Source organism: Rhodococcus sp. 06-462-5 (assembly GCF_002258315.1).
GTDB lineage: Bacteria > Actinomycetota > Actinomycetes > Mycobacteriales > Mycobacteriaceae > Rhodococcoides.
Genome location: NZ_NOYD01000029.1, coordinates 62,694 through 89,064, shown reverse-complemented (window position 1 = coordinate 89,064; position 26,371 = coordinate 62,694). Strand labels below are relative to the sequence as shown.

Here is a 26,371-nt window from a genome sequence, read left to right as displayed (position 1 = left end):
TGTCGACGAGTGAGGGTGCACGATGACCAGATCACGGTTTCACGGTGAGATCTACGGGGTAGGTACAACGTCCGGTGTGCGCATCGTCGTCGGACATTGGACGCGATCGCCGCTCGGAGAATTCACCGACGTCATGATCCAATTCGCCGACGGGCGACGCCTGCTGCTCGCCCCCGACGAGCACGTACGCGAATTCGTCACCGCCACATACACCTTCGACGACACCGAACTGGTCCCGGTGACGTTCGCCGTGGAACCGGACGGTTGGCGATCGGTGACAGCGGGTGATCTATCCGTGAGAATCCGAGTCGCCGGACCGACCGTCCTGGGAAGAGCCTTGAGCCTGGTTCCCGACGCGGTCTCGACGGCACCGTGGTTCTGCGCGATCAGCGACCCCATCGCACGAGTGATACTGCGCGGAGTCCGCACCCGCGGCAGCGCGGGCAACGACCGACGCGAGTACTACGGTGCGCGCCACCAACATCGCGTCACCGATGTCTCGGCATCGTGGCAGGGCGAGGACCTCGGATCGCTCACCCCCGTCACTCCCCCGGTGACGTTCGGCTTCGGCAGCACCCCGGCGGCACCGTCGGTGACCTCGATCACCACGACGATCGACGCCTGATCCACCGACACGTAGTTCGTCGACGCGGTATCCCCAGCCGGAGGGACGAAGGTCCCTCTGGGTAAGGACGTAATAGGCTGCTTTCGCGGCCCCACAGCGGACAGGATTGCGGCGTGACCCTGACCGCACCCGCACGTCCCGTGCCCGCCGCCCATCCCGTTCTGTCTCCCGCCGCCGAGGCCGTCGTCCGCGCCACGGCCGGTGTGGTGGCGGAACACTCCGAAACGATCAGCGCCCGCTTCTACGAAACGATGCTCGGCGAACGGCCCGAGCTGTGGCGTCTGTTCAATCGCGCGAATCAGGAAACCGGAGAGCAGAGTCGGGCATTGGCCGCATCGGTGGTCGGCTACGCCGTACAGCTGATCGACCCGGACGCACCGTCGTTCGAGCCGGTGTTGCGCCGCATCGCCGGCAAGCACATCACGCTCGGCATCACCCCGGAGCAGTACACCCTCGTCGGCCGACACCTGCTCGGTGCCGTGGCCGACATCCTCGGCGCTGCCGTCACTCCCGCCGTCGCCGCCGCGTGGGACGAGGTCTACTGGCTGTTCGCCACGCAGCTCATCGCCACCGAAGCGCGACTGTACGCAGCGGCGGACATCGACCCCCACAATCCGCTGCGCCCGTACCGCGTCGTGCGGCGGACGCAGGAAAGCCCAGGCGCGGTCTCGCTCGTCCTCGAACCCGCGGACGGCGCTCCCCTTCCCACGCTCGAGGCCGGCCAGTACGTCACCGTGTTCGTCGACCTCGCCGACGGCACTCGGCAGCCGCGTCAGTACAGCGTCTCGTCCATCGCCTCCGATACCCGCCTCCAGATCACCGTGGCGCAGGTACGCAACGGTCCACCCGGACAGGTCTCGACACACCTCCAGGAGGCCGTCGGCGTCGGCAACATTCTCGAAGTGAGCAGTCCTGCAGGTGATTTCGGAGTGCCCATCGGCGACGGACCGCTGCTGATCGCCACGGCCGGTGCCGGAATCACCACCGTGCTGCCGCTCGTCGAGCATCTCGCCCGAACTCAGCCCGCCCGAAAACTGATACTGGCCCACGCGGACCGCAGCCGCGCCGACCACGCATTGCGAGAGGCGATCGCCACCGCGACCGAGGCACTCGACCACGTCGTCGATCACGCCTGGTACCAGACCGTCGACGCGGACGATTCGACGTCGTTCACCGGATCGATGGATTTCGATCGGCTCGCCTTCACCGCGGACACCCACGTGCTCAGCTGCGGACCGTTGCCGTTCTTGCGCGCCGTCCGCCTCGCGGCCCTCCAGCGTGGTGTGCCTTCGGAGCGAATCTCCTACGAGGTGTTCGGGCCGGACCTGTGGTCTCCCGTCACGGTGACCGGGTGAACAAGATCTCGCTCGACGCCCTCACGCGCGAGCTGATGGCCAAGGCCACCTCGGCGTCGTCGCGCCGGGCGGCGTCGGCGGTGTACGGGGGCCACGAGCATGCTCTCCGGCAGACCCTCATCGCACTTGCTGCCGGTTCCGAACTGTCCGAGCACACGAACCCTGGTGAGGCCACCGTTCACGTTCTGTCCGGCCGGATCGAGCTGGTCAGCGGCAGCGACGTCTGGAGCGGGATGACCGGCGATCTGTTGGTCGTTCCCGATGCACCGCACTCGCTCCGGGCCACGACCGACGCAGCTGTTCTACTGACGACGGTGGTCACCTCCGCTTAGACCACCGAAGCGCCGGATGCCCGCAGATCCTCGAGGGCAGCGGCAGATGACTCCGGTGCTACTCCCGCGACGAGGTCGGTGAGAACACGGACGTCGAGCTTCTCGGCCACAGCGTCTTTCGCCGAAGCCAGAACGCAGTAGTCGGTCGCAAGTCCGACGACGTCGATGTCGGAGACCTCGTTGGCGGTGAGTATTTCGGCGAGGGTTGTCCCGTCCTCGGTGACACCCTCGAACGCCGAGTACGACGGCTTGCCCTGCCCCTTGTAGACGTGCACGTCCACGGAACCGGTCGCGTAATCGGGGTGATACTCGGCACCGACGGTGCCCGCGACGCAATGCACCGGCCACGTGGTGACGAAATCCGGGGCGGCGTCGGTGGCGAAGTGTCCACCGTTGTCGCCTTCCGCGTCGTGCCAATCGCGCGAGGACACCACGAGGTCGTACTCGTCCCCGTGGCGCGCGAGGTACGCGCTGATCCGGCGCGCGACCTCCGCGCCGCCGGTCACCGCAAGCGCGCCGCCCTCGGTGAAGTCGTTCTGCACATCCACTACCAACAGAGCACGAGTCATGGATCCCAGTATCCTCGACGGGTGCGCGTGTCGTCTCTGGTGACCTACCCCGTCAAGGGATGTGCAGGCTCGACGCTGCATTCGGCTCAGGTGAGCGCTACCGGCCTCGAACACGATCGGGCATTCATGATCGTCGATGCGGACGGTGCTTTCCGCAGTCAACGCACGGACCCCGTTCTCGCGGTCGTCCGATGCTCGGTGACGGACGGGTCGCTGACTCTCGCACACGCGTCGACCGGTTCGGTGACCGTGCCGGTGGATCGGGACTCCGAGGCTCGCGACATCACGATGTTCCGTAGCCCGATGCGCGGAATCGATCAGGGCGACGAGGTGGCCGTCTGGCTCACCGAGGTGATCGGAGAAACGTCGAGGCTCGTCGCCGCACCACGCGACCTCGGCCGCGTCACCGACGGAATCTCTCCCGGTTCAGCACAATTCGCAGACAGCTCGGCGGTGCACATCCTCTCGACGGCCACTCTGGCCGGTCTCAATTCTCGCCTCGACGTACCGCTGCCGATGGATCGCTTTCGCCCCAACATCGTCGTCGACGGCTGGGACACCCCACACCGGGAAGACGAGGTGCGGGACGTGACCATCGGCTCCACCCGCCTCGCGTACAGCAAACTCGCCATCCGCTGCGCCGTCACCACCGTGGAGCAGACCACCGGTGAGCGCACCGGCCCCGAACCGCTGCGCACACTCGGCGACTACCGCCGCGGTCGACAGAAGGGCGTCGCCTTCGGCTCGAAGTTCTCCGTGCTGCAGAACGGCACGGTGACCGTCGGCGACGAACTACGCGTCGAGACCTGGGGCGAGTCGGAGCTCTAGCTCGCGGGTGGTGCGCTCAGTGTCCACTATTTGCCTCCGCAGACGGTTTCCCGCCTATGCGAAGGAATTGTGGACAACCACGTCACTTGCTCCGGTGGCGACCAGCGCCGCCAACTGGATGCGTGCCTGCCCCGCTCGCAGTTCCCGCGAGAACACCGCACCCGCATCGACCAGATCGTGACCACCCCCGCCGCCGCCGTACGTCGGCGAGGTCTCACCGAACGGCACCCGCGTCGTGACGACCACGTGCACCCCGGCAGCCACTGCTTCTTTCACCGCATGCACGACGCGGGCGTTGGTGTTGCCCGAGCCCAGCGCCTGAAGCACGATGCCCGACGCCCCGGCCTGAAGGCACGCATCGATCTGCAGGCCGTCGGCCCCGGGATACAGGGCGACGATATCGACCCGAATCCCGGCAACGGGCTTCCACTGCAACGGTTTCGGTCGCGGCAGCGCGGCAGACCGGAACGCGTCGAGCTCGGAGGTGTGCTTCTTGATCGCACCGCGCGCGGGCAGCAACCGTCCACCGAAGGCAATCACCACACCACGCTGGGACTGCGCCGCAGCTACTGCTGCAGCAATGTTGCCGGGGCCGTCCGGATCGGAATGATCGGCCGTGCGCTGCGCACCGGTGAACACCACTGGGCGATCGTCGTCGTGGAACAGATCGACGTAGAGCGCCGACTCCTCCATGGTGTCCGTCCCGTGCAGCACCACGACTCCGACGCAGCCGTCCTCGGCGAGCGCGTCGACGACCGCCGTGCGAATGGTGTCGAGATCCGCGAAGTCCAGGGCAGAGCTGTCCTTCGACATCACCTCGCGCACCCGAACACCGTCGACATCGATCCCGAGGCCGGCCACCGGACGAGACACCCCGTGTTCGTCGCGACTGCTGGCAATCGTCCCGCCGGTGGTCAGCAATGCGACATGGTCAGTTCTATCGGGTCGTTCCTGCAGGCTCCACTCCTCAGTCACTGCGCGCCGCCACCTCTCGAATTCGCTTGCGGCACAGGAACCATCCACCGATCAGCATGGGCGCGATGAGCAGGATCGAAGCCACCGTCCAGGTACCGACCGGTTTGTCGAAGGCCATCAGCACGAGTACACACGCCAGGAAGCCTAGCGTTGCGTATCCGGTGTACGGGGCACCGAAGAGCTTGAACGCAGGTCGAGTGACCGCACCGGTCTTGGACAGCGACCAGAACTTGAGCTGACACGCCACGATGACGGCCCACGCGCTGATGATGCCGAGAGCGGCCAGGTTGAGCACGATCTCGAAGGCCTGCGCCGGTACGACTGCATTGAGCACGACGCCGAGCAGCGTCACCACCGACGTCAGTGCGATGCCGCCGTACGGCACACCCGATTTGTTCATTTTCGCAGCGAATTTCGGTGCCGAGCCGGCGACCGCCATCGAGTGCAGGATGCGTCCGGTGGAATACAGACCTGCGTTGAGCGAGGACAGTGCCGCCGTCAGGACGACGAGGTTCATGATGGCGTCCGCGCCCTCGACGTCGATGGCTCCGAAGAACGTGACGAACGGACTCTCGCCGGCCTGATAACTGGTGTACGGCAACAACAAGGAGAGCAGCAGCACCGAGCCGACGTAGAATACGACGATTCGGATGATGACGGTATTGATCGCCTTCGGTATCACCTTCTCGGGATTCTGCGTCTCCCCGGCCGCGGTGCCGACCAGCTCGATCGAGGCGTAGGCGAACACCACACCCTGGATCACCACGATGGCAGGCAGCAGACCGTTGGGGATCAGTCCCCCGTTGTCGGTCAGCACACTCAGCCCCGGCTCCTGGCCGTCGATGGGCGTTCCGAAGATGACGAAGTAGGTACCGATCAGCAGGAACGTCACCAGCGCAACGACTTTGATGAGCGCGAACCAGAATTCCAGCTCACCGAACACTTTCACCGACACCAGGTTCAACCCGAGGACGAGCAGCAGGCCCGCGAGTGCGAACACCCACTGGTCGATGTCGCCGAGCGGGGCCCAGTACTTCTTGAAGAAGTTCATGTACAACGCCACGGCCGTCACGTCGACCACCGCCGTCATCGCCCAGTTCATCCAGTACAGCCAACCGGCCGCGAAAGCGACCTTCTCGCCGAAGAATTCGCGCGAGTACGAGACGAACGATCCCGAGGTCGGCCGGTGCATCACCAGTTCGCCCAGTGCGCGCAGGATCAGGAAGGCGAAGAATCCGCACAGCGCGTACACCAGAACCAGGGCAGGCCCGGCATCGCGCAGTCGTCCGCCCGCACCCATGAACAACCCGGTTCCGATCGCACCGCCGATGGCGATCATCTGAATCTGGCGCGGAGCCAGCTCTTTTCGATAACCCGGGTCTGCTTCGGTGAAGGCCTTGCGGGTATCGACACTCCGATTCTCTGTGGTCATCGGATTACCTCGTCGACGTTTCGGGAGCATCTGCATGCTCGACGGGGGCCACGCGCAGATTCGCGAGATGCTCGGGGCTCAGGAGTCGATCCAGCTCGTCTCGGGCCAGCAACCCCTTCTCGAGGACGAGGTCGACGACGTTGCGGCCACTGACCAACGCTTCCTGCGCAATCGCAGTCGATTCCACGTATCCGAGATACGGGCTCAGCGCGGTGATCAGGCCGATGGAGTTCTCGACGCGCTCGCGCAGCAGGTCAACGTTGGCGGTGATGCCGTCGACGCATCGATGCGCGACGGTTCGGCACGCGGCACTCAGATGCGCCATGCCGTCGGACAGGGATTTGACGATGATCGGCTCGAATGCGTTGAGCTGCAATTGCCCTGCCTCGGCCGCCATCGTGATCGTGACGTCGTGGCCGATCACCTCGTAGGCGACCTGGTTGAGCACCTCGGGGATGACGGGATTGACCTTGCCGGGCATGATCGACGAACCGGCCTGCATCGGAGGCAGATTGATCTCGTTGAAGCCCGCCCGCGGGCCGGACGACAGCAGCCGGAGGTCGTTGCAGATCTTCGACAGTTTGACTGCAACACGCTTGAGTACACCGGACAGGTGCACGAACTGACCGACGTCCTGCGTTGCCTCGATCAGGTCGGTCGCAGTCACCAGCGGCAGGCCGGTGATGGTCCGCAGATGCGCGACGGCCGATTCGGTGTAGCCGGCGGGGGCGTTGAGTCCGGTACCGATGGCGGTGGCTCCGAGGTTGATCTCGTGCACCAGCAGCGCTGCTTCTTCGAGTCGCGAGCAGTCCTCGTCGATCATGATGGCGTAGGTACCGAATTCCTGACCGAGCGTCATCGGCACCGCGTCCTGCAGCTGCGTGCGGCCCATCTTGACCACGGTCGCGAACTCGCTCGCTTTGCGGCCGAACGAGTCTCGCAGCACCTTCATCGAGGCGATGAGCTCGTGGACGGCAAAGATGGTCGCGATGTTGACCGACGTCGGGTACACGTCGTTGGTGGACTGCGAGGCGTTCACGTGCTCGTTGGGGTGCAGAAAGCTGTACTCGCCGTGTGCGTGCCCGAGGATTTCCAGCGCGCGGTTGGCGATGACCTCGTTGGCGTTCATGTTGGTCGAGGTGCCCGCGCCGCCCTGGATGACGTCGACGACGAACTCCTCGTGCCACTGGCCGTCGAGAATTTCCTGGCACGCCGTGCGAATCGCTTCCCCGCGGGTGGCGTCGAGAATTCCGAGATCCTGATTGGCCGACGCAGCTGCCCACTTCACCGCCGCGAGTCCGCGAACGAGGTGCGCATTGGTGGAGATCGGACGCCCGGTGATGGGGAAGTTCTCGAGGGCGCGGAGGGTATGGATTCCCCAATACACGCTCGACGGGATTTCACGTTCCCCGAGAAGATCCTTCTCGATGCGGGTATCGGTCACGGTGTTCTCCTATGTGAGGGTGTCCAGCTGTCCGGCTGTCTGACAGGTAGAGTGTGGCGGAGAACACCTCATCGGTCAACCCCACGCTAGGATCACGTTCATGAACCTGTCGGACAGCTGGGCAGTCAGTGCGCCCACGAATGCCCGAATGAGCGCAGCCGAGGCGGTGTTCGCAGACCTCCGCGCGGCCATCGCATCGGGCGAGCTACCCGTCGGGCAGAAGTTGCCGTCCGAGGCCGCGCTCGCCACCCGGCACAGCGTCAGCCGCTCGGTCATTCGCGAAGCGCTGCGTTCCTGCCACGCCCTCGGCCTGACCGAAACGAAAACGGGCCTCGGTACTTTCGTCATCCGCGACCGCGTCGGAAACGACCTGGACATCGGCAACTACGCAGCCCGCGAACTCATGGAGGCCCGCCCTCACGTGGAAATTCCCGCCGCCGGCTGGGCCGCAGAGCGTCGTACCGACGAGGAGTTGACGGTGCTCGCCGGCCTGGCCGACGAAATGCGCTCCGAGGACGACCACGAGGCCTGGGTTCTGCTCGACGCGCAGTTCCACACCGCGATCGCGCGAGCGAGCAAGAATCGCGTGTTCGAGTCGATCATCGTCGACATCCGCGACGCGTTGACGCGGCAGTCGGAAACCCTCAACCTCGTCGCGCACCGGCAGCAGCAGTCGAACCTCGAACACGACGCCATCGTCGACGGCATCCGATCCGGTGAATACGACGCCGCAGCGCGCGCCATGACCGCGCACCTCGATGCGGTCCGGGATGCAGTGGAGTCGCTCGCCGATCAGGCCGATCAGTAGTACTACTAGGCTGCTTGCCGTGACGAAGGTATTGAACTCTCTCCCGGTCGGCGAACGAATCGGCATTGCATTCTCCGGCGGTCTCGACACCTCGGTGGCGGTCGCATGGATGCGCGAGCACGGCGCGATTCCGTATGCCTACACCGCAGACATCGGCCAGTACGACGAGCCGGATCTGTCCGATGTGCCCGAACGCGGCCTGGCCTACGGGGCCGAGCAGGCGCGACTCATCGACTGCCGGGAGCCGCTCGTCGAGGAGGGTTTGGCGGCGCTGACCTGCGGCGCGTTCCACATTCGTTCGTCACTGCAGACGTACTTCAACACCACCCCGCTCGGCCGTGCGGTGACCGGCACGATGCTGGTGCGCGCCATGGCCGAGGACGGCGTCTCGATCTGGGGCGACGGATCGACGTACAAGGGCAACGACATCGAGCGGTTCTACCGCTACGGTCTGCTCGCCAACCCGCAGCTGCGGATCTACAAGCCCTGGCTCGACGAGGCGTTCGTTGCCGAGCTCGGCGGTCGGCACGAGATGTCGCAGTGGCTCACCCAGCGCACCCTCCCCTACCGTGACTCGGCCGAGAAGGCGTACTCCACCGACGCCAACATCTGGGGCGCCACCCACGAGGCGAAGAAGCTCGAATACCTCGACACGTCCCTCGAAATCGTCAGCCCGATCATGGGCGTGAGGTTCTGGGATCCCGAGGTGGAGATCGCGCCCGAGGAGGTCACCGTCGAGTTCGAGCGCGGCCGACCGGTCCGCATCAACGGCAAGAGCTTCGACAGCCCCGTCGACCTGGTCATGGAAGCCAACGCCATCGGTGGACGCCACGGCCTCGGCATGAGCGATCAGATCGAGAACCGCATCATCGAAGCCAAGAGCCGCGGCATCTACGAGGCACCCGGCATGGCACTGCTGCACATCACCTACGAGCGCCTCGTCAACGCCATCCACAACGAGGACACCGTCGCCTCGTACCACAACGAGGGCCGTCGACTCGGCCGCCTGCTGTACGAGGGACGCTGGTTCGATCCGCAGGCGCTGATGCTGCGTGAGGGACTGCAGCGCTGGGTCGGCAACGTCGTGAGCGGCAGCGTGACACTGCGACTGCGCCGCGGACAGGACTTCACGATCGTCGACACCCAGGGCAGCAACTTCAGCTACCACCCCGAAAAGCTGTCGATGGAACGCAGCCAGGGCCAGGCATTCTTCCCCGGCGACCGCATCGGTCAGCTCACGATGCGCAACCTCGACATCGCCGATTCACGCAGCAAGCTCGAGCAGTACGCCGCCCAGAACCAACTCACGGCCTGGGGCGAGCTGATCGGCGAACTGCCCGCAGGCGGAGCCGACGCCATCGCCGCCAGCGGCCCCGACGGTTCCGTGGACTCCTCGGCACTCGACCACGCCGCCATCGAGTCCGGCACCGACTGATCTCTGCGCAACTGGGTCGTTCCGCCGGCTCCACTCCTGCCCAACTGGGTCGTTCCGCCGGCTCCACTCCTGCCTCGCCGAACTCGAAGTTATGGACGGATTTCCGCCGATTTCCGTCCAAAACTTCGAGTTCGGCTACTCTTCGGGCTCCGTCAAACCCTCGTGCTCGTCGCGCTCGGCCCATTCGAGTAACTCGTCGATCGCGAACACCGCATCGTCGATGCCCGCGTGCAGGTCCCCCGACTCGGCGAATCTGGCGGGCACCGTGAACATCGTGAACTCGCGAGGGTCGACGCTTGCAACCTCGTCCCACGAAATCGGCGTCGATACCGTCGCCTGCTGATTTCCGCGCACGGAGTAGGCGCTGGCGATGGTGTGGTCGCGGGCATTCTGGTTGTAGTCGACGAACAGTTTCGACGGGTCGCGGTCCTTGCGCCACCACGTGGTGGTCACGTCGTCCGGTGCGCGACGCTCCACTTCACGCGCGAAAGCCAGTGCAGCCCTTCGTAAATCCTTGAACCCGTGGGCAGGGTCGATGCGCACGTAGATGTGCAGACCGTGTCCACCGGAGGTCTTGGGCCAACCGACGGCCCCGAGATCGCTCAGTACTTCCTGTACGACCCCGGCGACGCGTCGTACCCGGTCGAAGGAACAGTCGGGCATCGGATCGAGGTCGATGCGCCATTCGTCGGGCATCTCGACGTCGGCGCGGCGGCTGTTCCACGGATGGAACTCCACGGTCGACATCTGCACCGCCCAGGCCACGTGCGCCAGTTCGGTCACGCACAGCTCGTCCGCGGTGCGGTTGTAGCGGGGAAACGTCACCTGCACCGTCTCGAGCCACGGCGGCGCACCGTTGGGCACCCGCTTCTGGTGCACCTTGTCGCCTGCAAGGCCCTTGGGGAAGCGATGCATCATGCACGGTCGTTCCCGCAGCGCGCGCACTATCCCGTCGCCGACGCTCAGGTAGTAGTTCACCAAATCCAGCTTGGTGGCACCGCTCTCGGGGAAATACACCCGATCGGGATTGGAGATGCGGACGATGCGGTCACCGACCGGTAACTCGATCGACGGAGAGCTACTGGCCATGAGGTCGAGGGTAAGCGATCAAGAACGAAGCGTGATGCCGTATCGGTCTCGTTTGCGATAGATGGTCGCTCGGCTCATCCCCAGTTCCTCGACCGCGTCGTTCATGGTGATGCCGGGGCGGGAGAGCACGCGGATCATCTCGTCGCGCTCGAACGTCTCGATGCGGGTGAGCCGGTGGGTGGTGCGTGAGAGCACCTCCGGCGGCAGATGGTCGACCCCGATGACGTCGGCGCGGACGGCTGCCTTGTGCATCACCGTGGCCAGCTCGCCGACGTTGCCCGGCCACGGATGTTCGCGCAGCGCTCGCTCGGCAGCGGGGGTGAGCGTGACCTTTCGGCCGCGCACTCGCCCGGCCAGATGGAGGGCGAGCGGGGCGATGTCGTCGGGCCTGTTTCGCAGCGGCGGTACCTCGACCACGGTGCGCAGCAGTCCCGCGAGTGCCGGGGGTACATCGTCGTAGTTCGAGGCCGTGACGGTGACAGGTACCCCATGGCCGGCACGGCGGATCAGTTCGGCGAGGGCATCGGCCGCACGCGCGGGAAGCCTGTCGACATCGCGGATGATCACTGCCGTATCGGGTTTCGGCAGCTCGGGTGTCCAGAGGTCGAGCCAAGCGTCGACATCCCGGGCGGCCGGAGCTCCGGCGCTGAGGATGCGGCCGCGCGGGCGGGCTGCGCGCAGTGCGCGTGCGAGCACGGTGGCTCGGCCCGATCCCGGCTCACCGACCATCAGAACCGAACCATGCTCGGCCAGAGCAGCTTCCGCAGACCCGAGCGCGCTACGCCAGCCAGGCGAAAGGTCGTCGAGGATGCCCGATCCCGGCCCGCTGTGCGCGGTTTCGACCCGGAACACCTCGCCGCGCGGGGCCGGCCGCGGATGCTGGCCCTGCGACCGCGCGAGCATCATCGCCGAGGTGTTGCCCGCCGCCGACTGCGCAAGGGCCAGAAGCAGATCCGACGACGACTCCGACCAAGTGGTGAGGTTGACGCAGCCCTCAACCCGGCCGGTGAGGGGATCGAGGACCGGGGCGGCCGCGCACGTGTATCCGGCGAGCGAGAGCGAATAGTGTTCGTCCGCCCGCACCACCGCGGGGACCTGATCCGCCAGCGCCAGCGCCAGGCCGTTGGTACCGGCCTGGTCCTCCGCGTACGAGAAACCGGGGGCAAGGTGCACGCGATCGAGTGCAGCCAGCAGTTCCCGGTCGGCGCTGACCCGATCCAACACGAGACCATCGGCATCGGTGAGCATCATCGACACCGGTTCGTTCGCCAACGTGTCGCGCAACCCGTTCAACACTTCGCGGCCGCATCGGTAGAACAGGGACTCGTCGTCGAAGGTTCCCGAGAAGACCGGCGCAACCTCGTCGAGCGACACCCCGTACCGCTGGCTTCGATGCCACGACGCGAGGAGTCGATGCGAGACGGCAGCGAGGGGCTCCGAGTGGAGTCGGGCCCGCGAGAGACCCCCGGAATCTGCCATGTGATCCAGGTTACATTCGCATGTCGCCATCTGTGCCGCGGCAGTGTCTCGAATTGAGACGCCGAGGCCGACACGGCGGCTCGCCGCGGACCTACCGTCGTTCCCACAACGACGTGACGCACGTCACGTATCGCAACACTCGGGAGGCACACAGCATGTACACCAAGAACGGCGAGAACTTCTTCATCGTCGACGCCCACGTCGCGCTGTGGGATGCGCGGGAGCAGAACCAACGCAACATCCACGGCAAGCAGTTCATCGACTGCTTCTACGACTACCACCGCAACCTCTCTCCCGAGAGCGAGCTGTGGACGTACGACGAGTACCTCTACCAGGGCGGCGAGCGCCTGATGCACGATCTGTTCGAGATCGGCTACGTCGACCACGCCATCTTCCAGCCCGCTCACCTCGGCGAGTTCTACAACAACGGGTTCGGGCAGACCGAGGAGGCGTCGGCGTTGGCCGCCGCGCACCCCGACAAGCTGACCTACAACCACCACTTCGATCCGCGCAACGGCGAACGTGGCCTCGATCAGCTGCGAGCCGACGCCGAGCGCTTCGGACTCAAGGGCGTCAAGCTCTACACCGCCGAGTGGCACGGCGATTCTCGTGGCTACAAGCTCGACGACGACTGGACGCGGCGCTACCTCGAGGTCTGTCGCGAAGTGGGCATCAAGAACATCCACGTGCACAAGGGTCCGACGATTCGTCCGCTCGATCGTGACGCGTTCGACGTGGCGGACGTCGACCATGTGGCCACCGACTTCACCGATCTGAACTTCGTCGTCGAGCACTGCGGACTGCCCCGGCTCGAGGACTTCTGCTGGATCGCCACGCAGGAACCCAACGTGTATGCGGGACTGGCCGTCGCCATTCCGTTCATGCACACCCGCCCGAAGTACTTCGGACAGATCATGGGCGAGCTGCTGTACTGGCTCGGCGAGGACCGCATCTTCTTCTCCTCCGATTACGCGCTGTGGACGCCCAAGTGGTTGGTCGAAGGATTCGTCGACTTCCAGATCCACGAGTCCCTGGACGAGTACGCACCCATCACGCTCGAGCAGAAGAAGAAGGTGCTCGGACTCAACGCCGCCAAGCTCTACGACATCCCGGTGCCGGCAGAACTCCAGTTGCCCGACGCCGACGAGACCGAGACCGGACCGCGTCAGCCCGAACGCGCCGACCTGGCGGCGGTGTGAGATGACGGTAGTTACAACCCTGTCGAGGCACGACGAGGCTTACGCCGCACTCGGCGGCGTGTTCGACCCCGAACTCGACGAGCCCATCACCGATCTCGGCTTCGTGCGATCTCTCGAGGTAGACGACGGCGCGGTGCACGTTCATCTCCGACTTCCGACGTCGTTCTGCTCGCCGAATTTCGCGTATCTGATGGCGGGCGACTCGAAGGACGTGCTGAACGCTCTGCCGTGGACCGAGCGCGTGCTGGTCGAACTCGACGATCACCACGACTCGGACAAGATCAACGCCGGCCTCGCAGCCGACGCCGGATACCGAGGCACCTTCGGCCACGAGGCCGACGAGGACCTCGAGGAGCTGCGAGCGACGTTCCGCCGCAAGGCGTACGTGGCCGCGATGGAACGGTCGCTCACCGCGTGGCTGAAGGCGAACACCGATGCGACCGAGAGCGATCTCGGCACCCTGGTGCTCGGAGATCTGCCGGACGATCGCAACTCCGACGCTCTGCTCAGGCGTCGTGAAGCACTGGGCCTGCGGGTCGATCCGGCCGCTCCGGCTCTGGTCGATCACTCGGGTCGACCACACACCGGTGATCTGACGATGGTGATGCGGCGTGCCCGCGCCACCCGTGTCTCGATCGACGGCAACGCGCACTTCTGCCGCGGATTGCTGCAGACGCGCTACCCCGGCGCGGAGGAACAGCAAGTCCCTCGCCAGGAAGGCGCGTTCATCCCCCTCGCCACCCTCACCGTCCAGCACAGCACAACACAGGAGCAGTCACGATGAGCACGATGCGCGCCGTCCAGGTGGTCGGGTACCACAAGAATCTGGAGATGACCGAGGTACCGATTCCCGAGGTTCGAGGCCCTCTCGACGTGATCGTGAAGATCGGCGGGGCAGGCGTGTGCCGCACCGATCTGCACATCCTCGAAGGCCAGTGGGCCGAGAAGTCCGGTGTCACACTGCCGTACACGATCGGGCACGAGAACGCCGGATGGGTGCACGCGGTCGGATCGGCCGTCACCAACGTTCGCGAGGGCGACAAGGTGATCCTGCATCCGTTGGTCACGTGCGGACTGTGCCGTGCGTGCCGGTCCGGTGACGACGTACATTGCGAGACAAGCGATTTCCCCGGTATCGATACCAACGGCGGGTATGCGGACTATCTGCGGACGAATGCCAGGACCGTCGTGAAGATCGACGATTCACTCGAACCGTCCGCGGTGGCAGCACTTGCCGACGCCGGTCTGACGGCGTACCACGCGGCAGCCAAAGCGGCCCGACGGCTGACTCCACGCGACAAGTGCGTCGTCATCGGTGCGGGCGGCCTCGGCCACATCGGTATCCAGGTGCTGGAGGCGCTGTCGCCCGCGGAGCTCATCGTCATCGACCGCAACGCCGATGCCGTCAAGCTGGCGCTCACTCTGGGTGCCGATCATGCGGTGGTAGCGGACGGCAGTCAGGTCGACCAGGTCATGGAGCTCACGGGCGGATTCGGTGCCGAGGTGGTACTCGACTTCGTCGGCGAGAACGGTTCCACCGCAGAGGGATTGGCGATGACCAGACGGGCCGGTGACTATCACGTGATCGGCTACGGCGAGAACGTCGACGTGCCGACGATCGACCTGGTGTCGGCGGAGAAGAACATCGTCGGCAACCTCGTCGGGTCCTACAACGACCTGTGCGATCTGATGTCGCTTGCCGCCCGAGGCGCGGTGAATCTGCATACGCAGACCTACTCGTTGGACGACTTCCAGAGCGCCATCGACGACCTCGACAACGGACGGGTTCGCGGCCGCGCGATTCTCGTACCCTGAAATCGGGTAGTAACCACCGACAATCCCAACAATGAGGAGCAACGTTGATCTTCATCACCGCCAAGTTCAAGGTCAAGCCCGAGCATGCCGACAACTGGCCCGAGATTTCGCGCGACTTCACCGAAGCCTGCCAGGCCGAGGAGGGGTGCCTCTGGTACTTCTGGTCACGCACCCTCGACGACCCCACCGAGTACGTCTTGGTGGAGGCCTTCAAGGACCCCGATGCCGGTGCGGCGCACGTGAACTCGGATCACTTCAAGCAGGCGCAGAAGGATCTCCCGCCGTACCTGCAGGAGACGCCGAAGATCATCAGCCAAGAGGTGGACGGCACCGACTGGAACGAACTGGGCGAACTCGCCGTCGACTAGTTCGAAGCGCGATCCCGGACCACCTGGCCCAGCGTCACGATGGCGTCGGCGAACTGTCCCGGCAGTTCCTGAGGCGGGTTGTGGCCGCAGTCGATCTGTCGAACGTCGATCAGGTCGGTGAAGTGCGCCGCGTGGTCCGGGCTGCCGTACAACGAGGCGACGGTGTCCTCGGTCGGATCGATCACGACCGTGGGCACCGTGATCCTCGGTTGTTCGGTGAGCAACTCCTGCGTGGCTGCATAGGCCGGGTCCCCGGCCTCGATGCCGTAGCGGTGCCGGTAGGAATGCACGGACACGTCCACGAAGTCGGGGTTGTCGAACGAGGGTGCGGTAGCCGCGAATTCGGAGTCACCGAACCGCCAGGTGGGCGACCAATCCGTCCACAGAGTCTGTGCGATCTCTGCGCGGTGGGCCGCGAGCCCGGCCCGGCCCCGCTCGGAGTGCAGGTAGTACTGATACCAGTACCGCTTCTCTAGGTGCGGCAGCACCGGTGTGGACACTGCCGCCTCGATGTCCTGGACCAGGTATCCGGACACGCTCACCAGGCCCGATACCAACTCGGGCCACAGCGCGGCGACGACGCACGCCGCTCGCCCACCCCAGTCGTAGCCGGCGACGATGGGTTGGTCCAGTTCCAGAGCAAGGATCAACTCGCGCAGGTCGTGGCCGATCGCCGCCTGCTCACCGGAGCGCATCGTGTCGGCGTCGACGAACCGGGTCGGCCCGAAGCCCCGCAGGTACGGCACCACCACGTCGTAGCCGGATTCGGCGAGCAGCCTCGCGACGTCGTCGTAACCGCGTGGGTCGTAGGGGAACCCGTGCAGCAGCACCACCGAACGACCGGACGGATCACCGAAGCGGTCGAACGCCACATCCAGCACCCCTGCGCGAATCATCATGGCTCCATGCTCGCATTGCGGCAGCAGGCAGTGCAGACAGTCAGCTGCTCAGCACATCCTGCATGCCGGGAGCGAGGACATCGGACAGGTCGGTCCACGGGACGGTGATCGTGATGAGGCCGATGCCGTAGGCCCCCACCTGGTAGTCCCCGAAGTGAATGTTCATTCCCTCCGGAGATGCGGTCCAGTTGCCGAAGTTGGCCACCGTCGGCTCGATGCCCGAGCGCTCGAAGCTCTCGCCTGCCCGGGTGGTCGGCAGAATCTCCGCAGCTCGGTCCGACAGCCGGGCCAGGCCTGCGTCGAGATCGGTGAACGCATCGCCGAGGGAGATCGGCTGCGCGGTGTCGGCGTCGATCGTCACGGTCGCAATCAGTGAATTACCGTGCGCTCCTGGCGGCACGGCGATCCAACCGGTGATCTGCTCGGCACTGATCACGCGCCGACCGACGTAGGTCGTACCCGCCGAGTAGCCGTCGCTGAGAGCGAAGTCGTAACCGTAGTCGCGGTCGATCTGATCCTGCAATGCAGCGCGCATCGACTCGTTGAATTCCGACGTCACGGCGGGATCCCCACCACTGAGCTGCGGAATTGCGACGTCGTAGGTCGCACGCACGGTGGATCCGGTGACCCGAGTGCTCCCGACGACGTACGGCTCGGCGGCATCGGATGACGTGGGCGCAGCGGTGGTCGTCGGGTCGGCTCGCTCGGTCGTGGCCGGCGCAGCGGTGATCGTCGGTGCCGACGCCGGCGTGGCAGTTCCCGAGGTCGAGCAGCTCGCCAGGGCCGCGGTCACGGCCACTGCGGCAGCCATCGAGCGAATGCGAGTCATGACCGACCCTAACCACAAACCTCGACGGCCAGCACCGAGAATCGGGTGCAGCTGACCGCGCTCAGCGCGGCCCATTGCACCCGATTCGAAGCCCCGCAGCACGAAAAAGCCCGGCACCTGAAAAGGTGCCGGGCTTTTTCAGCGAGGGGCTGGACTCAGAAGTCCATGCCGCCCATGCCACCGGTCGGATCGCCAGCGGGCGCTCCGGCCTTCTCGGGCTTGTCGGCGACGACGGCCTCGGTGGTGAGGAACAGAGCCGCGATGGACGCTGCGTTCTGCAGTGCCGAGCGGGTGACCTTGACCGGGTCGTTGATGCCTGCAGCGAGCAGGTCCTCGTACTCGTTGGTCGCGGCGTTGAGGCCGTGACCGGCGGGCAGGTTGGAGACCTTGTCCGCAACGACGCCGGGCTCGAGGCCTGCGTTGAATGCGATCTGCTTGAGCGGAGCGGACAGTGCAACGCGAACGATGTTCACGCCGGTTGCCTCGTCACCGTCGAGCTTGAGGTTGTCGAGTGCAGGCGCTGCCTGGAGCAGTGCCACGCCGCCACCGGCGACGATGCCTTCTTCGACGGCTGCCTTGGCGTTACGCACGGCATCTTCGATGCGGTGCTTGCGCTCCTTGAGCTCGACCTCGGTTGCCGCTCCGGCCTTGATGACTGCAACGCCACCGGCCAGCTTGGCCAGGCGCTCCTGCAGCTTCTCGCGGTCGTAGTCGGAATCGGAGTTCTCGATCTCGGCGCGGATCTGGTTGACGCGACCGGCGATGGCGTCGGAATCTCCCGAGCCCTCGACGATGGTGGTCTCGTCCTTGGTGATGACGACCTTGCGTGCCTGACCGAGCAGCTCGAGTCCGGCGGTCTCCAGGGAGAGGCCGACCTCTTCGCTGATGACCTCGCCGCCCGTGAGGATTGCGATGTCGGCGAGCTGCGCCTTGCGACGGTCACCGAATCCGGGAGCCTTGACGGCGACGGACTTGAAGGTGCCACGGATCTTGTTCACCACGAGGGTGGAGAGAGCTTCGCCCTCGACGTCCTCGGCGATGATGACGAGCGGCTTGCCGGACTGGATGACCTTCTCCAGCAGCGGCAGCAGGTCCTTGACGGTGCTGATCTTGGAGCTGACGAGCAGGATGTACGCGTCTTCGAGGACGGCTTCCTGACGCTCTGCATCGGTGGCGAAGTACGCCGAGATGTAGCCCTTGTCGAAGCGCATGCCCTCGGTGAGCTCGAGCTGCAGGCCGAAGGTGTTGGACTCCTCGACCGTGATGACGCCTTCCTTGCCGACCTTGTCCATGGCCTCGGCGATGAGCTCGCCGATGGACGGGTCGCCTGCGGAGATGCCAGCGGTAGCAGCGATCTGCTCCTTGGTGTCGATCTCCTTGGCGGACGCGAGCAGCGACTCTGTGACGGCTGCAACAGCCTTCTCGATGCCGCGCTTGAGGCCGAGCGGGTTCGCGCCGGCTGCGACGTTGCGCAGGCCTTCACGGACGAGTGCCTGAGCGAGAACGGTAGCGGTGGTGGTGCCGTCGCCTGCGACGTCGTCGGTCTTCTTGGCGACCTCCTTGACGAGCTCGGCACCGATCTTCTCGTAGGGATCTTCGAGCTCGATCTCCTTGGCGATGGAAACACCATCGTTGGTGATCGTGGGAGCTCCCCACTTCTTCTCGAGTACGACGTTGCGACCCTTGGGGCCCAACGTCACCTTTACTGCGTCGGCGAGGGCATTGAGGCCTCGCTCGAGGCCACGGCGTGCCTCTTCGTCGAACGCGATGATCTTGGCCATTGCGAAGTGATCCTCCGGATTGGGGGTGACACATTGCTGGCCGAGCTCGGTGCCCGCGACGGACGACCAGGGGTGTCGTTGATTCCCCGGCCTCACCGTGTCCCGACCTGGCACTCACGTGTCGAGAGTGCCAACTGCATTTCTAGCACTCGACCATGGCGAGTGCAAGGTCGTCCGCCTCGAGCGAACCACCGCCACCCCCATGCCCGACGCCACCGCCCGGCGAAAGCCGCGAGCAGATGCTCACCGTGGCGAGGGTCCTTCACACACTGTTCACATCGGGGGCCATTGTTAACATTCGGCATCTTCCGTACGAACGCCGAGCGCTAATATCGTTCTGGGACAGTAGTTTTCAGGTCATTTCAATTCGGACATACCCCCACAAAAGCGACAGTAAGGATCGAAACATGTCCGATACGGTCGACACCTCGTACGACAATTCGGCGATGGATCACGAGGAGGAGGGCTACCACAAGGGCCTCAAACCTCGTCAGCTGCAGATGATCGCGATCGGCGGCGCAATCGGCACCGGCCTGTTCCTCGGCGCGGGCGGACGCCTCGCCAGTGCCGGGCCAGGCCTGTTCCTCGCCTACGCCCTGTGCGGCATCTTCGTGTTCTTCATCCTGCGCGCCCTCGGCGAGCTGGTCCTGCATCGTCCGTCGTCGGGCAGCTTCGTGTCCTACGCGCGCGAGTTCTTCGGCGAGAAGGCAGCGTTCGTCGCGGGCTGGATGTACTTCCTGAACTGGGCGATGACGGCCATCGTCGACGTCACGGCCATCGCGACGTACATGCACTACTGGGGCAGCTTCGAGGTGATCCCGCAGTGGGTCATCGCATTGATCGCCCTCGTCATCGTCATGTCCATCAATCTCGTCTCGGTCCGCTGGTTCGGTGAGATGGAGTTCTGGGCCGCGATGATCAAGGTGGTCGCGCTGGTGACCTTCTTGATCGTGGGCATCGTGTTCCTCGCCGGCCGCATTCCGGTGGGCACCGAGGTGCCGGGTATCAACCTCATCACCGACAACGGCGGCTTGTTCCCGTCCGGCGCATGGCCGCTGGTGATCGTGATCTCGGGCGTCGTGTTCGCTTATGCCGCAGTGGAACTGGTGGGTACGGCCGCGGGTGAGACGGAGAACCCGGAGAAGATCATGCCGCGCGCGATCAACTCGGTCATCGCGCGTATCGCACTGTTCTACGTCGGCTCGCTGGTGTTGCTGGCCGTGCTGATGCCGTACACCGCGTATCAGGCCGGGACGTCGCCGTTCGTGACGTTCTTCTCGAGTATCGGCCTGGGCGGCGCGGGCACCATCATGAACATCGTGGTGCTCACCGCAGCGCTGTCGAGCCTGAACGCCGGGCTGTACTCGACGGGCCGCATTCTGCGCTCGATGGCGATGAACGGCAGCGCCCCGGAGTTCACCAAGAAGATGACCAAGGGCGGCGTCCCGTTCGGCGGCATCCTGCTCACCTGTTTCATCACGCTGTTCGGTGTCGCCCTGAATGCGATCGCCCCAGGCGAGGCCTTCGAGATCGTGCTGAACATGTCCGCGCTGGGCATCATCGCCAGCTGGGCGACCATCGTGCTGTGCCAGATCCAGTTGTTCCGCTGGTCCAAGAAGGGCATCCTCGAGCGGCCCAAGTTCCGGCTGTTCGGTGCGCCGTACACCAGCTACGCAACCCTGGTGTTCCTGTTCGGCGTGCTGGTGCTGATGGCCTTCGACGCCCCGATCGGCAGCTGGACCATCGCCACCCTGGTGGTCATCATCCCCGCACTGATCGGCGGTTGGTTCCTGGTGCGCACCAAGGTGCTCGCCGTCGCGGAGGAACGCCTCGGCTACACCGGTCAATACCCGGTGGTGGCGAACCGTCCGACCGAACCCGAGGAGTAACCCTCTCGCGTGGCGGGCCTTCCGAACCGGAGGCCCGTCACGCGGCGGCTGCTGCGTTGTTGACCGACTGCACCACCGCGCGCGGATCCTCCACCGTCAGGACGAGGCGCTGGTATTCCTGCTGTTCGAGCTCGATGACGATCGTGTCGGCCGTGCCGGTGACGTTGTAGAACGTCTTGACGCCGTCTCGATGGAAGGTGCCCGCGGTCTTTCCCGGCAGGCCGAGACCGGGTGCGCGAATTCCCTTGGGCTCCTTGCTCGCTCCCGGGTCGTGGGTGGCACCGCGCACGTATGCGAGAGGGATCTCGAGACGGCGGGTGAACGACCACAGCTTGTCCAGTCCCCTCGGTTCGACGATCAGGGTGGCGTCGACGATGGTCACGGAGTTCATGCGTGTTCTCCTTCGATAGCAACGTTCGGGTCGATGAGTGCCCGCCCCAGCAGACGTTCACCGAGCACGTGGGCAATGTTCTCGACGCCACTGTCGAGCAGTGTGGCGGAGCAGATTTCGCGGACGTGGTCGTCGAACGGTGCGAGTTCGAGCAATGCCACCAGCAGTAGATCCACATCCCACTCGGTCCTGGTCAACGCCGCGAGAAACAGGCCTCGCTTGCTACCGAACGCCTGGTAGAGACTGCCGCGATGCAGTCCCGTGACGCGCAGTAGATCGTCCAGGGACGTTCCTTCGTAGCCGCCCGATCGAAACTGCTCGGCGGCCGACGCGACGACGGTGGCCTCGTCGAAGCTTCTGGCTCGTCCCATGCATCGAGCATGGCAGATTGATGACCGATCAGTCAAGAACGATCGGTCAAGAAAATTTCAGCCACCGTGACCGTGTGAACGGTGACCGCCGCGGCGGCGGTTCGGGAACTCCGGCTTTCACCGCTGCCGCCACCGCATCGCTGAGCTCGGCGCAGGTGCGGAAACGATCCGCCGGGTCCTTCGCCAACGCGCGCGCGACCACGGCGTCGAGGCCCCGCGGCAACGAGCGTCGACGACGCGTCACCGACGGCGGCTCGGCCGTGAGGTGTGCGGCGGTGATGGCCAACGGCGTGGCCAGCGGATACGGCGTCCGGCCGGTCGCCAGTTCGACGAGCGTCGCCCCCAGACCGTAGACGTCGGTCTGCGCACTCAGCACTCCCCCGCGCAGCAGTTCCGGTGCCGCGTACGGGATCGACGCCATCACCGTCCCACCCGCAGCCAGCGGAGTCGAATCCCCCAGTAGGCGTGCAATTCCCCAGTCGGACAACAACACCTGCTCGTAGCCGTCGATTCGCTCGGTGGAGATGAGAATGTTCGCCGGCTTGACGTCCCGATGCACGACGCCCTGCGAGTGGGCATAGTCGAGCCCCTTGGCCACCTCGGCGACGATGCGCGCCACCCGGGACACGTCCAGCGCGATCTGGCCGCGGGCGACCAGCCGCGCGGCGCTGTACCCGTCCACGTAGTGCATCGACATCCACAGCTGGTGGTCGAACTCACCGTGCTCGTGCACCGACACGATGTTCGGGTGCACCAGTTGTGCGGCGACGGCCGCTTCCATCCGAAACTTGTTGCGCAACCTCGGCGATCGCGACGCATCCCGGTCCAGGATCTTGAGAGCCTCCAGCCGATCGTGACCGCGCCCGAGAACCAGATACACCTCGCTCATGCCGCCCACTCCGAGGCGACGCTGGACCCGAAAGCCCGCGAACTCCGAACCCGGCTGCAACCGCCCCGTCACGGAAACGCCTGCCGCACAGCAACACTCGCGCCGCAATAGCCGACGGGTGAGACGACAGGAAACGTCCGCAGCATCGGCAGAACTGTAGTCCGTTCCAGGGCTCGAGGCGACTCGACAGTTTCGCCACCAGCGCCGATGTCGTTTATGGTGATAGCCGGTACTTGACCGAAACAAGAGAAAAAGAACGGCAAACCAATAGGTCAGCCGATCACGGTGACTCGAGTTCTAAGGAAGTCAAGTAAGTGAAAGCAATAAAAGAAGCCTGGGGAGGCCTGCTCAAGCCGGTCTTCGTCCCCGCATCGATCATCATTTTCGTCATGATCGCCTTCTCCGTGATCTACGCGAGCACGGCGGCAGATTCGTTCGACAAGCTCAACGAGGCCATCACCGCAGGCATCGGTTGGTGGTACATCCTGGCCGCAACCGGATTCGTGCTGTTCGCCCTGTACTGCGGACTGAGCAAGGTCGGCAACATCCGACTCGGTCGCGACGACGAGAAGCCCGAGTTCGGCGTCCTGTCGTGGTTCGCCATGCTGTTCAGCGCGGGCATGGGCATCGGCCTGGTGTTCTACGGCGTCGCCGAGCCACTCTCGCACTACGTGACACCACCCGAGGCCGGTGGCGTCCCCGGTAGCACCGACCCGGCCGCGCGCCAGGCGATGGAACTCACCCTCTTCCACTGGGGCCTGCACGCCTGGGCCATCTACGTCGTCGTCGGCCTCGGCATGGCGTACATGACCTACCGCAAGGGTCGCCCGCTGACCGTCCGCTGGCTGCTCGAGCCGCTGCTCGGCCGCAAGCGCATCGAAGGTCCGATCGGCCACGCAATCGACACCGTCGCGATCGTGGGCACCCTGTTCGGCGTTGCGACCTCACTCGGGTTCGGTGTCCAGCAGATCTCCGCGGGCCTCGAATACCTCGGCTGGGTCGAAACCACCAACTGGTTCGTGATCCTGCTCATCGCCGCGATCACCGGTATCGCCACCTTCTCGGTGGTCAGTGGAGTCTCCAAGGGACTCAAGTGGCTCTCGAACATCAACATGGTCCTGGCAGCTGCGCTCGCCCTGTTCGTGCTGCTTCTCGGCCCGACACTGTTCCTGATGCAGTCCTGGGTACAGAACCTCGGCGGCTACGTCCAGGCTCTGCCCGAATTGGCCCTGCGCACCTCACCGTTCTCCGACGACGGCTGGGCCGGCGGCTGGACCATCTTCTACTGGGGCTGGTGGATGAGCTGGGCACCGTTCGTCGGCATGTTCATCGCGCGCATCTCCCGCGGCCGCACCATCCGTGAATTCGTGTTCGGTGTGCTGCTCGCTCCGACCATCGTCGGTTCGCTGTGGTTCACCATCTTCGGCGACACCGGCATCCTGCGGCAGCGCAACGAGGGAGATCTGCTCGACGCCGAGGGCGCGGTGAACAACAACACCAGCCTCTTCCAGGTGCTCGACGGCCTCCCGATCGCGGTGATCACCAGCGTCATCGCCATCGCGGTGATCGTGTTCTTCTTCGTCACGTCCTCGGACTCGGGATCGTTGGTCATCGACATCCTCTCGACCGGTGGCGAACTGGAGACCCCCAAGATCACCCGGGTCTACTGGGCCGTGCTGCAGGGCGTGGCTGCGGCCGTGCTGCTGCTCGTCGGTGGAACGAGTTCACTGACGGCGCTGCAGACGATGTCGATAGCCACGGCCGTGCCGTTCTCGATAGTGCTGGCACTGGCATGTGTGTCTATGCTCAAGGCGTTCCGCTACGACGTCGCCACCACACCTCGGTACGTGCGCGTGACCACCACCTCGGACGTCGCAGGCGACGAACCGACGGTGTCCACACCTGCCGCACCTCGAAAGCGAGCGACGGCCGGGATCTCCTCGACGTTCTCCGGACTGTCGCCGTCGCGGGAGGGACTGACATCCTCGCGCGCCGACGGAAGCGTCGTACTCGCGGTGCACGAGGTGCCCAACGAACAGCTCGAGGTTCATCCCGAGACCGGGGCAGTCGAGTACTCCGGAGACAACGCTCCGGTGGACCCACTCGGCGGCGAGGTCTTCGACACCCAGGAGTTCGCCGACTCGGCCGAGGGGCAGAAAGACAGCAACCACACCGACTGACCGTTCGATCCATCTCTGACCCTCGTGACGATGTTGCGGGGGTCAGAGGTTTTTCGAAGCCCAGTCGGTGAGAGCCTCCAACGACGGCAGCAGCGCCTCGCCGGACGACGTCAGGCTGTACCCCACGGAGATGGGTGGCCCGTCGTCGACGGTGCGCGCAATCAGGCCCGCTTTGGCGAGTTCGCCGAGTCGCTCGGACAACACCGAGTCACTGATACCACCGACGGCACGGCGCAGGTCCGAGAATCCCATCGGCCCGTTCATCAGCGTCGCGAGAAGAATTCCGTTCCATCTCTTGCCGAGGAAGCCGAAGGCTTTGGTCAGCGCCCCGTCGCAGGCCCGAGGATCGTGAGGCTGCTCGTTCGTGACCATACGTCCACCCTACCGAGGTGCTACAGTCCGCCTTGCTACTTCTGAATTACTAGTGGCCTCGGAAATGAAAGAAGGGCTCATGTTCATCGCAACCGTCGTCGTCTCGGTTCTGCTCGCCGTCGCGCTCACGTTCTCCGCCGTCGGGAAACTGACGAAGAATCCATCCGTCATCCCGATGCTCGAGCAGGTCGGCGTTCCCGCCGGCAAGATTCCCTGGCTCGCCTACGCGGAACTGCTCGGAGCCGTCGGCCTGCTGGTGGGATTGGCCGTCTGGCCCATCGGCGTCGCTGCTGCCGTCGGCGTCATCCTGTACTTCGTCGGGGCCGTTGCCGCCCACCTGCGCGCCAAGGACAAGGACTTCGCACCCGCCGCCGGACTGGCCGTGTTCGCCGTCGTCGCCCTGGTGCTACGGGTGCTCAGCGCCTGACCAGTCGTAATCCATCTGGCCCGCGGTGGCGAGAGCATGATCCGCTCCCGCCCACCGCGCGACCAGGTGCAGTGCCAGATCGAGACCGGCGCTGATACCGGCCGAGGTCGCCAGATCGCCGTGGTCGATGTACCGAACGCCCTCGTGCACCACCAGCGCAGGCCAGCTCTCCCGCAGCAGTTCCAGATCCTCCCAGTGCGTGGTGACCGGACGCTCGTCGAGCAGTCCCGCCGCCGCCAGCACGAACGCACCCGTGCACACCGACGCCACCAACTCGGCGTCGGAGCGAAGGCCCTTCAACCACTGGAGCACTCGACTGTCGTCCGAGACCGCGTCGACGACGCCACCCGGAACCACGACGACGTCGTATCCCCGCGGATCCTCGATCGTGGTGTCGACGCCGATCCTCATACCGCCCCGGGCGACCACCGCCCTGTCGTCGATCCCGACGAGCGTCACCTCGAAAGGTCGTGCACTCCCGGCACGTTCGGCCACTCGATTCGCCACCGAGAACACCTCGAACGGCCCGCACGCGTCGAGTACCTCGACCTCGTCGAACATCAGAATTGCAACACTTCTACTCATACCCT

General features: G+C 65.2%; 27 protein-coding genes. 13 read left to right on the top strand and 14 right to left on the bottom strand.

Annotation, left to right across the window (positions count from 1 at the left end):
* Nucleotides 1-22 precede the first annotated feature (22 nt).
* The 3 genes from CH251_RS15740 (at nt 23) to CH251_RS15730 (ending at nt 2,312) form a co-directional block, all read left to right on the top strand.
* Nucleotides 23-625: a hypothetical protein gene (locus tag CH251_RS15740; protein WP_094613964.1), complete on the top strand. Its 603-nt coding sequence runs from the start codon at nt 23-25 to the stop codon at nt 623-625.
* A gap of 113 nt (nt 626-738) precedes the next feature.
* Nucleotides 739-1,980: a globin domain-containing protein gene (locus CH251_RS15735; RefSeq protein ID WP_256979097.1), complete on the top strand. Its 1,242-nt coding sequence runs from the start codon at nt 739-741 to the stop codon at nt 1,978-1,980.
* Nucleotides 1,977-2,312, top strand: a complete 336-nt coding sequence (locus CH251_RS15730; RefSeq protein ID WP_094614088.1) for a cupin domain-containing protein — start codon at nt 1,977-1,979, stop codon at nt 2,310-2,312. Before CH251_RS15735 ends, CH251_RS15730 begins: the two co-directional genes overlap by 4 nt.
* Here CH251_RS15730 and CH251_RS15725 read toward each other — a convergent pair.
* Nucleotides 2,309-2,881 carry an isochorismatase family protein gene (locus CH251_RS15725; protein WP_094613962.1) on the bottom strand — a complete coding sequence of 191 codons (573 nt, stop codon included), beginning with the start codon at nt 2,879-2,881 and terminating at the stop codon, nt 2,309-2,311. The genes CH251_RS15730 and CH251_RS15725 overlap by 4 nt on opposite strands.
* A gap of 21 nt (nt 2,882-2,902) precedes the next feature.
* Between CH251_RS15725 and CH251_RS15720 the strand changes: the two genes are divergently transcribed.
* Nucleotides 2,903-3,709, top strand: coding sequence for an MOSC domain-containing protein (locus CH251_RS15720; protein WP_094613961.1), 807 nt, complete (start codon nt 2,903-2,905; stop codon nt 3,707-3,709).
* Between the two features lie 54 nt (nt 3,710-3,763).
* On the opposite strand, the gene CH251_RS15715 is transcribed toward CH251_RS15720, so the two are convergent.
* From CH251_RS15715 to aspA, 3 genes are read right to left on the bottom strand one after another with little or no spacing between them, the layout of a single operon-like run.
* Nucleotides 3,764-4,684, bottom strand: coding sequence for an asparaginase (locus CH251_RS15715; RefSeq protein ID WP_256979096.1), 921 nt, complete (start codon nt 4,682-4,684; stop codon nt 3,764-3,766).
* The gene (locus CH251_RS15710) at nt 4,677-6,116 is read right to left on the bottom strand and encodes an amino acid permease (RefSeq protein WP_094613960.1); all 1,440 of its coding nucleotides are present in this window, start codon (nt 6,114-6,116) and stop codon (nt 4,677-4,679) included. Before CH251_RS15710 ends, CH251_RS15715 begins: the two co-directional genes overlap by 8 nt.
* 4 nt (nt 6,117-6,120) lie before the next feature.
* A complete protein-coding gene (gene aspA / locus CH251_RS15705; RefSeq protein WP_094613959.1) occupies nt 6,121-7,560 on the bottom strand; it encodes an aspartate ammonia-lyase in 1,440 nt (479 codons plus the stop codon).
* A gap of 100 nt (nt 7,561-7,660) precedes the next feature.
* On the opposite strand from aspA, the gene CH251_RS15700 reads away from it, so the two are divergent.
* Nucleotides 7,661-8,368: a FadR/GntR family transcriptional regulator gene (locus CH251_RS15700; RefSeq protein WP_094613958.1), complete on the top strand. Its 708-nt coding sequence runs from the start codon at nt 7,661-7,663 to the stop codon at nt 8,366-8,368.
* 19 nt (nt 8,369-8,387) lie between these two features.
* Entirely contained in the window at nt 8,388-9,803 is a 1,416-nt protein-coding gene (gene argG / locus CH251_RS15695) for an argininosuccinate synthase (protein WP_094613957.1), read from the top strand.
* Between the two features lie 135 nt (nt 9,804-9,938).
* Here argG and ligD read toward each other — a convergent pair whose 3' ends face one another.
* Together ligD and CH251_RS15685 are read right to left on the bottom strand one after the other, a co-directional pair.
* Nucleotides 9,939-10,892 carry a non-homologous end-joining DNA ligase gene (ligD, locus tag CH251_RS15690; protein ID WP_094613956.1) on the bottom strand — a complete coding sequence of 318 codons (954 nt, stop codon included), beginning with the start codon at nt 10,890-10,892 and terminating at the stop codon, nt 9,939-9,941.
* Nucleotides 10,893-10,910: 18 nt separating this feature from the next.
* Nucleotides 10,911-12,371 (bottom strand): GAF domain-containing protein, encoded by a 1,461-nt coding sequence (locus CH251_RS15685; RefSeq protein ID WP_094614086.1) that lies wholly within the window; start codon nt 12,369-12,371, stop codon nt 10,911-10,913.
* A gap of 155 nt (nt 12,372-12,526) precedes the next feature.
* On the opposite strand from CH251_RS15685, the gene CH251_RS15680 reads away from it, so the two are divergent.
* Genes CH251_RS15680 through CH251_RS15665 form a run of 4 tightly spaced genes read left to right on the top strand, consistent with a single transcriptional unit; the run spans nt 12,527 to nt 15,753 of the window.
* On the top strand, nt 12,527-13,570 hold the full coding sequence (locus CH251_RS15680) for an amidohydrolase family protein (protein ID WP_037148819.1): 1,044 nt from the start codon (nt 12,527-12,529) through the stop codon (nt 13,568-13,570).
* A gap of 1 nt (nt 13,571) precedes the next feature.
* Complete coding sequence (locus CH251_RS15675) at nt 13,572-14,354, top strand: iron-sulfur cluster assembly protein (protein WP_094613955.1); 783 nt, start codon at nt 13,572-13,574, stop codon at nt 14,352-14,354.
* A gap of 5 nt (nt 14,355-14,359) precedes the next feature.
* A complete protein-coding gene (locus CH251_RS15670) occupies nt 14,360-15,385 on the top strand; it encodes an NAD(P)-dependent alcohol dehydrogenase (protein ID WP_094614085.1) in 1,026 nt (341 codons plus the stop codon).
* 44 nt (nt 15,386-15,429) lie between these two features.
* The gene (locus CH251_RS15665; protein WP_032382260.1) at nt 15,430-15,753 is read left to right on the top strand and encodes a putative quinol monooxygenase; all 324 of its coding nucleotides are present in this window, start codon (nt 15,430-15,432) and stop codon (nt 15,751-15,753) included.
* On the opposite strand, the gene CH251_RS15660 is transcribed toward CH251_RS15665, so the two are convergent.
* The 3 genes from CH251_RS15660 to groL form a co-directional block, all read right to left on the bottom strand.
* The gene (locus CH251_RS15660; protein ID WP_094613954.1) at nt 15,750-16,652 is read right to left on the bottom strand and encodes an alpha/beta fold hydrolase; all 903 of its coding nucleotides are present in this window, start codon (nt 16,650-16,652) and stop codon (nt 15,750-15,752) included. The two genes, CH251_RS15665 and CH251_RS15660, sit on opposite strands and share 4 nt — an antisense overlap.
* A 40-nt stretch (nt 16,653-16,692) precedes the next feature.
* Nucleotides 16,693-17,481: an RsiV family protein gene (locus tag CH251_RS15655; RefSeq protein ID WP_094614084.1), complete on the bottom strand. Its 789-nt coding sequence runs from the start codon at nt 17,479-17,481 to the stop codon at nt 16,693-16,695.
* Between the two features lie 155 nt (nt 17,482-17,636).
* On the bottom strand, nt 17,637-19,262 hold the full coding sequence (gene groL / locus CH251_RS15650; RefSeq protein WP_008713461.1) for a chaperonin GroEL: 1,626 nt from the start codon (nt 19,260-19,262) through the stop codon (nt 17,637-17,639).
* Nucleotides 19,263-19,669: 407 nt separating this feature from the next.
* Between groL and CH251_RS15645 the strand changes: the two genes are divergently transcribed.
* Nucleotides 19,670-21,151 (top strand): amino acid permease, encoded by a 1,482-nt coding sequence (locus CH251_RS15645; RefSeq protein WP_094613953.1) that lies wholly within the window; start codon nt 19,670-19,672, stop codon nt 21,149-21,151.
* Nucleotides 21,152-21,188: 37 nt separating this feature from the next.
* On the opposite strand, the gene CH251_RS15640 is transcribed toward CH251_RS15645, so the two are convergent.
* The 3 genes from CH251_RS15640 to CH251_RS15630 are packed head-to-tail and all read right to left on the bottom strand — an operon-like array spanning nt 21,189 to nt 22,874.
* Nucleotides 21,189-21,542, bottom strand: a complete 354-nt coding sequence (locus CH251_RS15640; protein ID WP_094613952.1) for a PH domain-containing protein — start codon at nt 21,540-21,542, stop codon at nt 21,189-21,191.
* Complete coding sequence (locus CH251_RS15635; RefSeq protein ID WP_094613951.1) at nt 21,539-21,913, bottom strand: TetR/AcrR family transcriptional regulator; 375 nt, start codon at nt 21,911-21,913, stop codon at nt 21,539-21,541. The genes CH251_RS15640 and CH251_RS15635 overlap by 4 nt, the downstream gene beginning before the upstream one ends.
* A gap of 46 nt (nt 21,914-21,959) precedes the next feature.
* Nucleotides 21,960-22,874, bottom strand: coding sequence for a serine/threonine-protein kinase (locus CH251_RS15630; protein ID WP_094613950.1), 915 nt, complete (start codon nt 22,872-22,874; stop codon nt 21,960-21,962).
* Between the two features lie 242 nt (nt 22,875-23,116).
* Between CH251_RS15630 and CH251_RS15625 the strand changes: the two genes are divergently transcribed.
* The gene (locus CH251_RS15625; RefSeq protein WP_179273314.1) at nt 23,117-24,982 is read left to right on the top strand and encodes a BCCT family transporter; all 1,866 of its coding nucleotides are present in this window, start codon (nt 23,117-23,119) and stop codon (nt 24,980-24,982) included.
* A gap of 42 nt (nt 24,983-25,024) precedes the next feature.
* On the opposite strand, the gene CH251_RS15620 is transcribed toward CH251_RS15625, so the two are convergent.
* The gene (locus tag CH251_RS15620; protein ID WP_094613949.1) at nt 25,025-25,354 is read right to left on the bottom strand and encodes a helix-turn-helix domain-containing protein; all 330 of its coding nucleotides are present in this window, start codon (nt 25,352-25,354) and stop codon (nt 25,025-25,027) included.
* Nucleotides 25,355-25,433: 79 nt separating this feature from the next.
* On the opposite strand from CH251_RS15620, the gene CH251_RS15615 reads away from it, so the two are divergent.
* Nucleotides 25,434-25,781, top strand: coding sequence for a DoxX family protein (locus tag CH251_RS15615; protein WP_094613948.1), 348 nt, complete (start codon nt 25,434-25,436; stop codon nt 25,779-25,781).
* Here CH251_RS15615 and CH251_RS15610 read toward each other — a convergent pair.
* Nucleotides 25,761-26,366 (bottom strand): DJ-1/PfpI family protein, encoded by a 606-nt coding sequence (locus tag CH251_RS15610; protein WP_094613947.1) that lies wholly within the window; start codon nt 26,364-26,366, stop codon nt 25,761-25,763. The genes CH251_RS15615 and CH251_RS15610 overlap by 21 nt on opposite strands.
* Between the last annotated feature and the right edge of the window lie 5 nt (nt 26,367-26,371).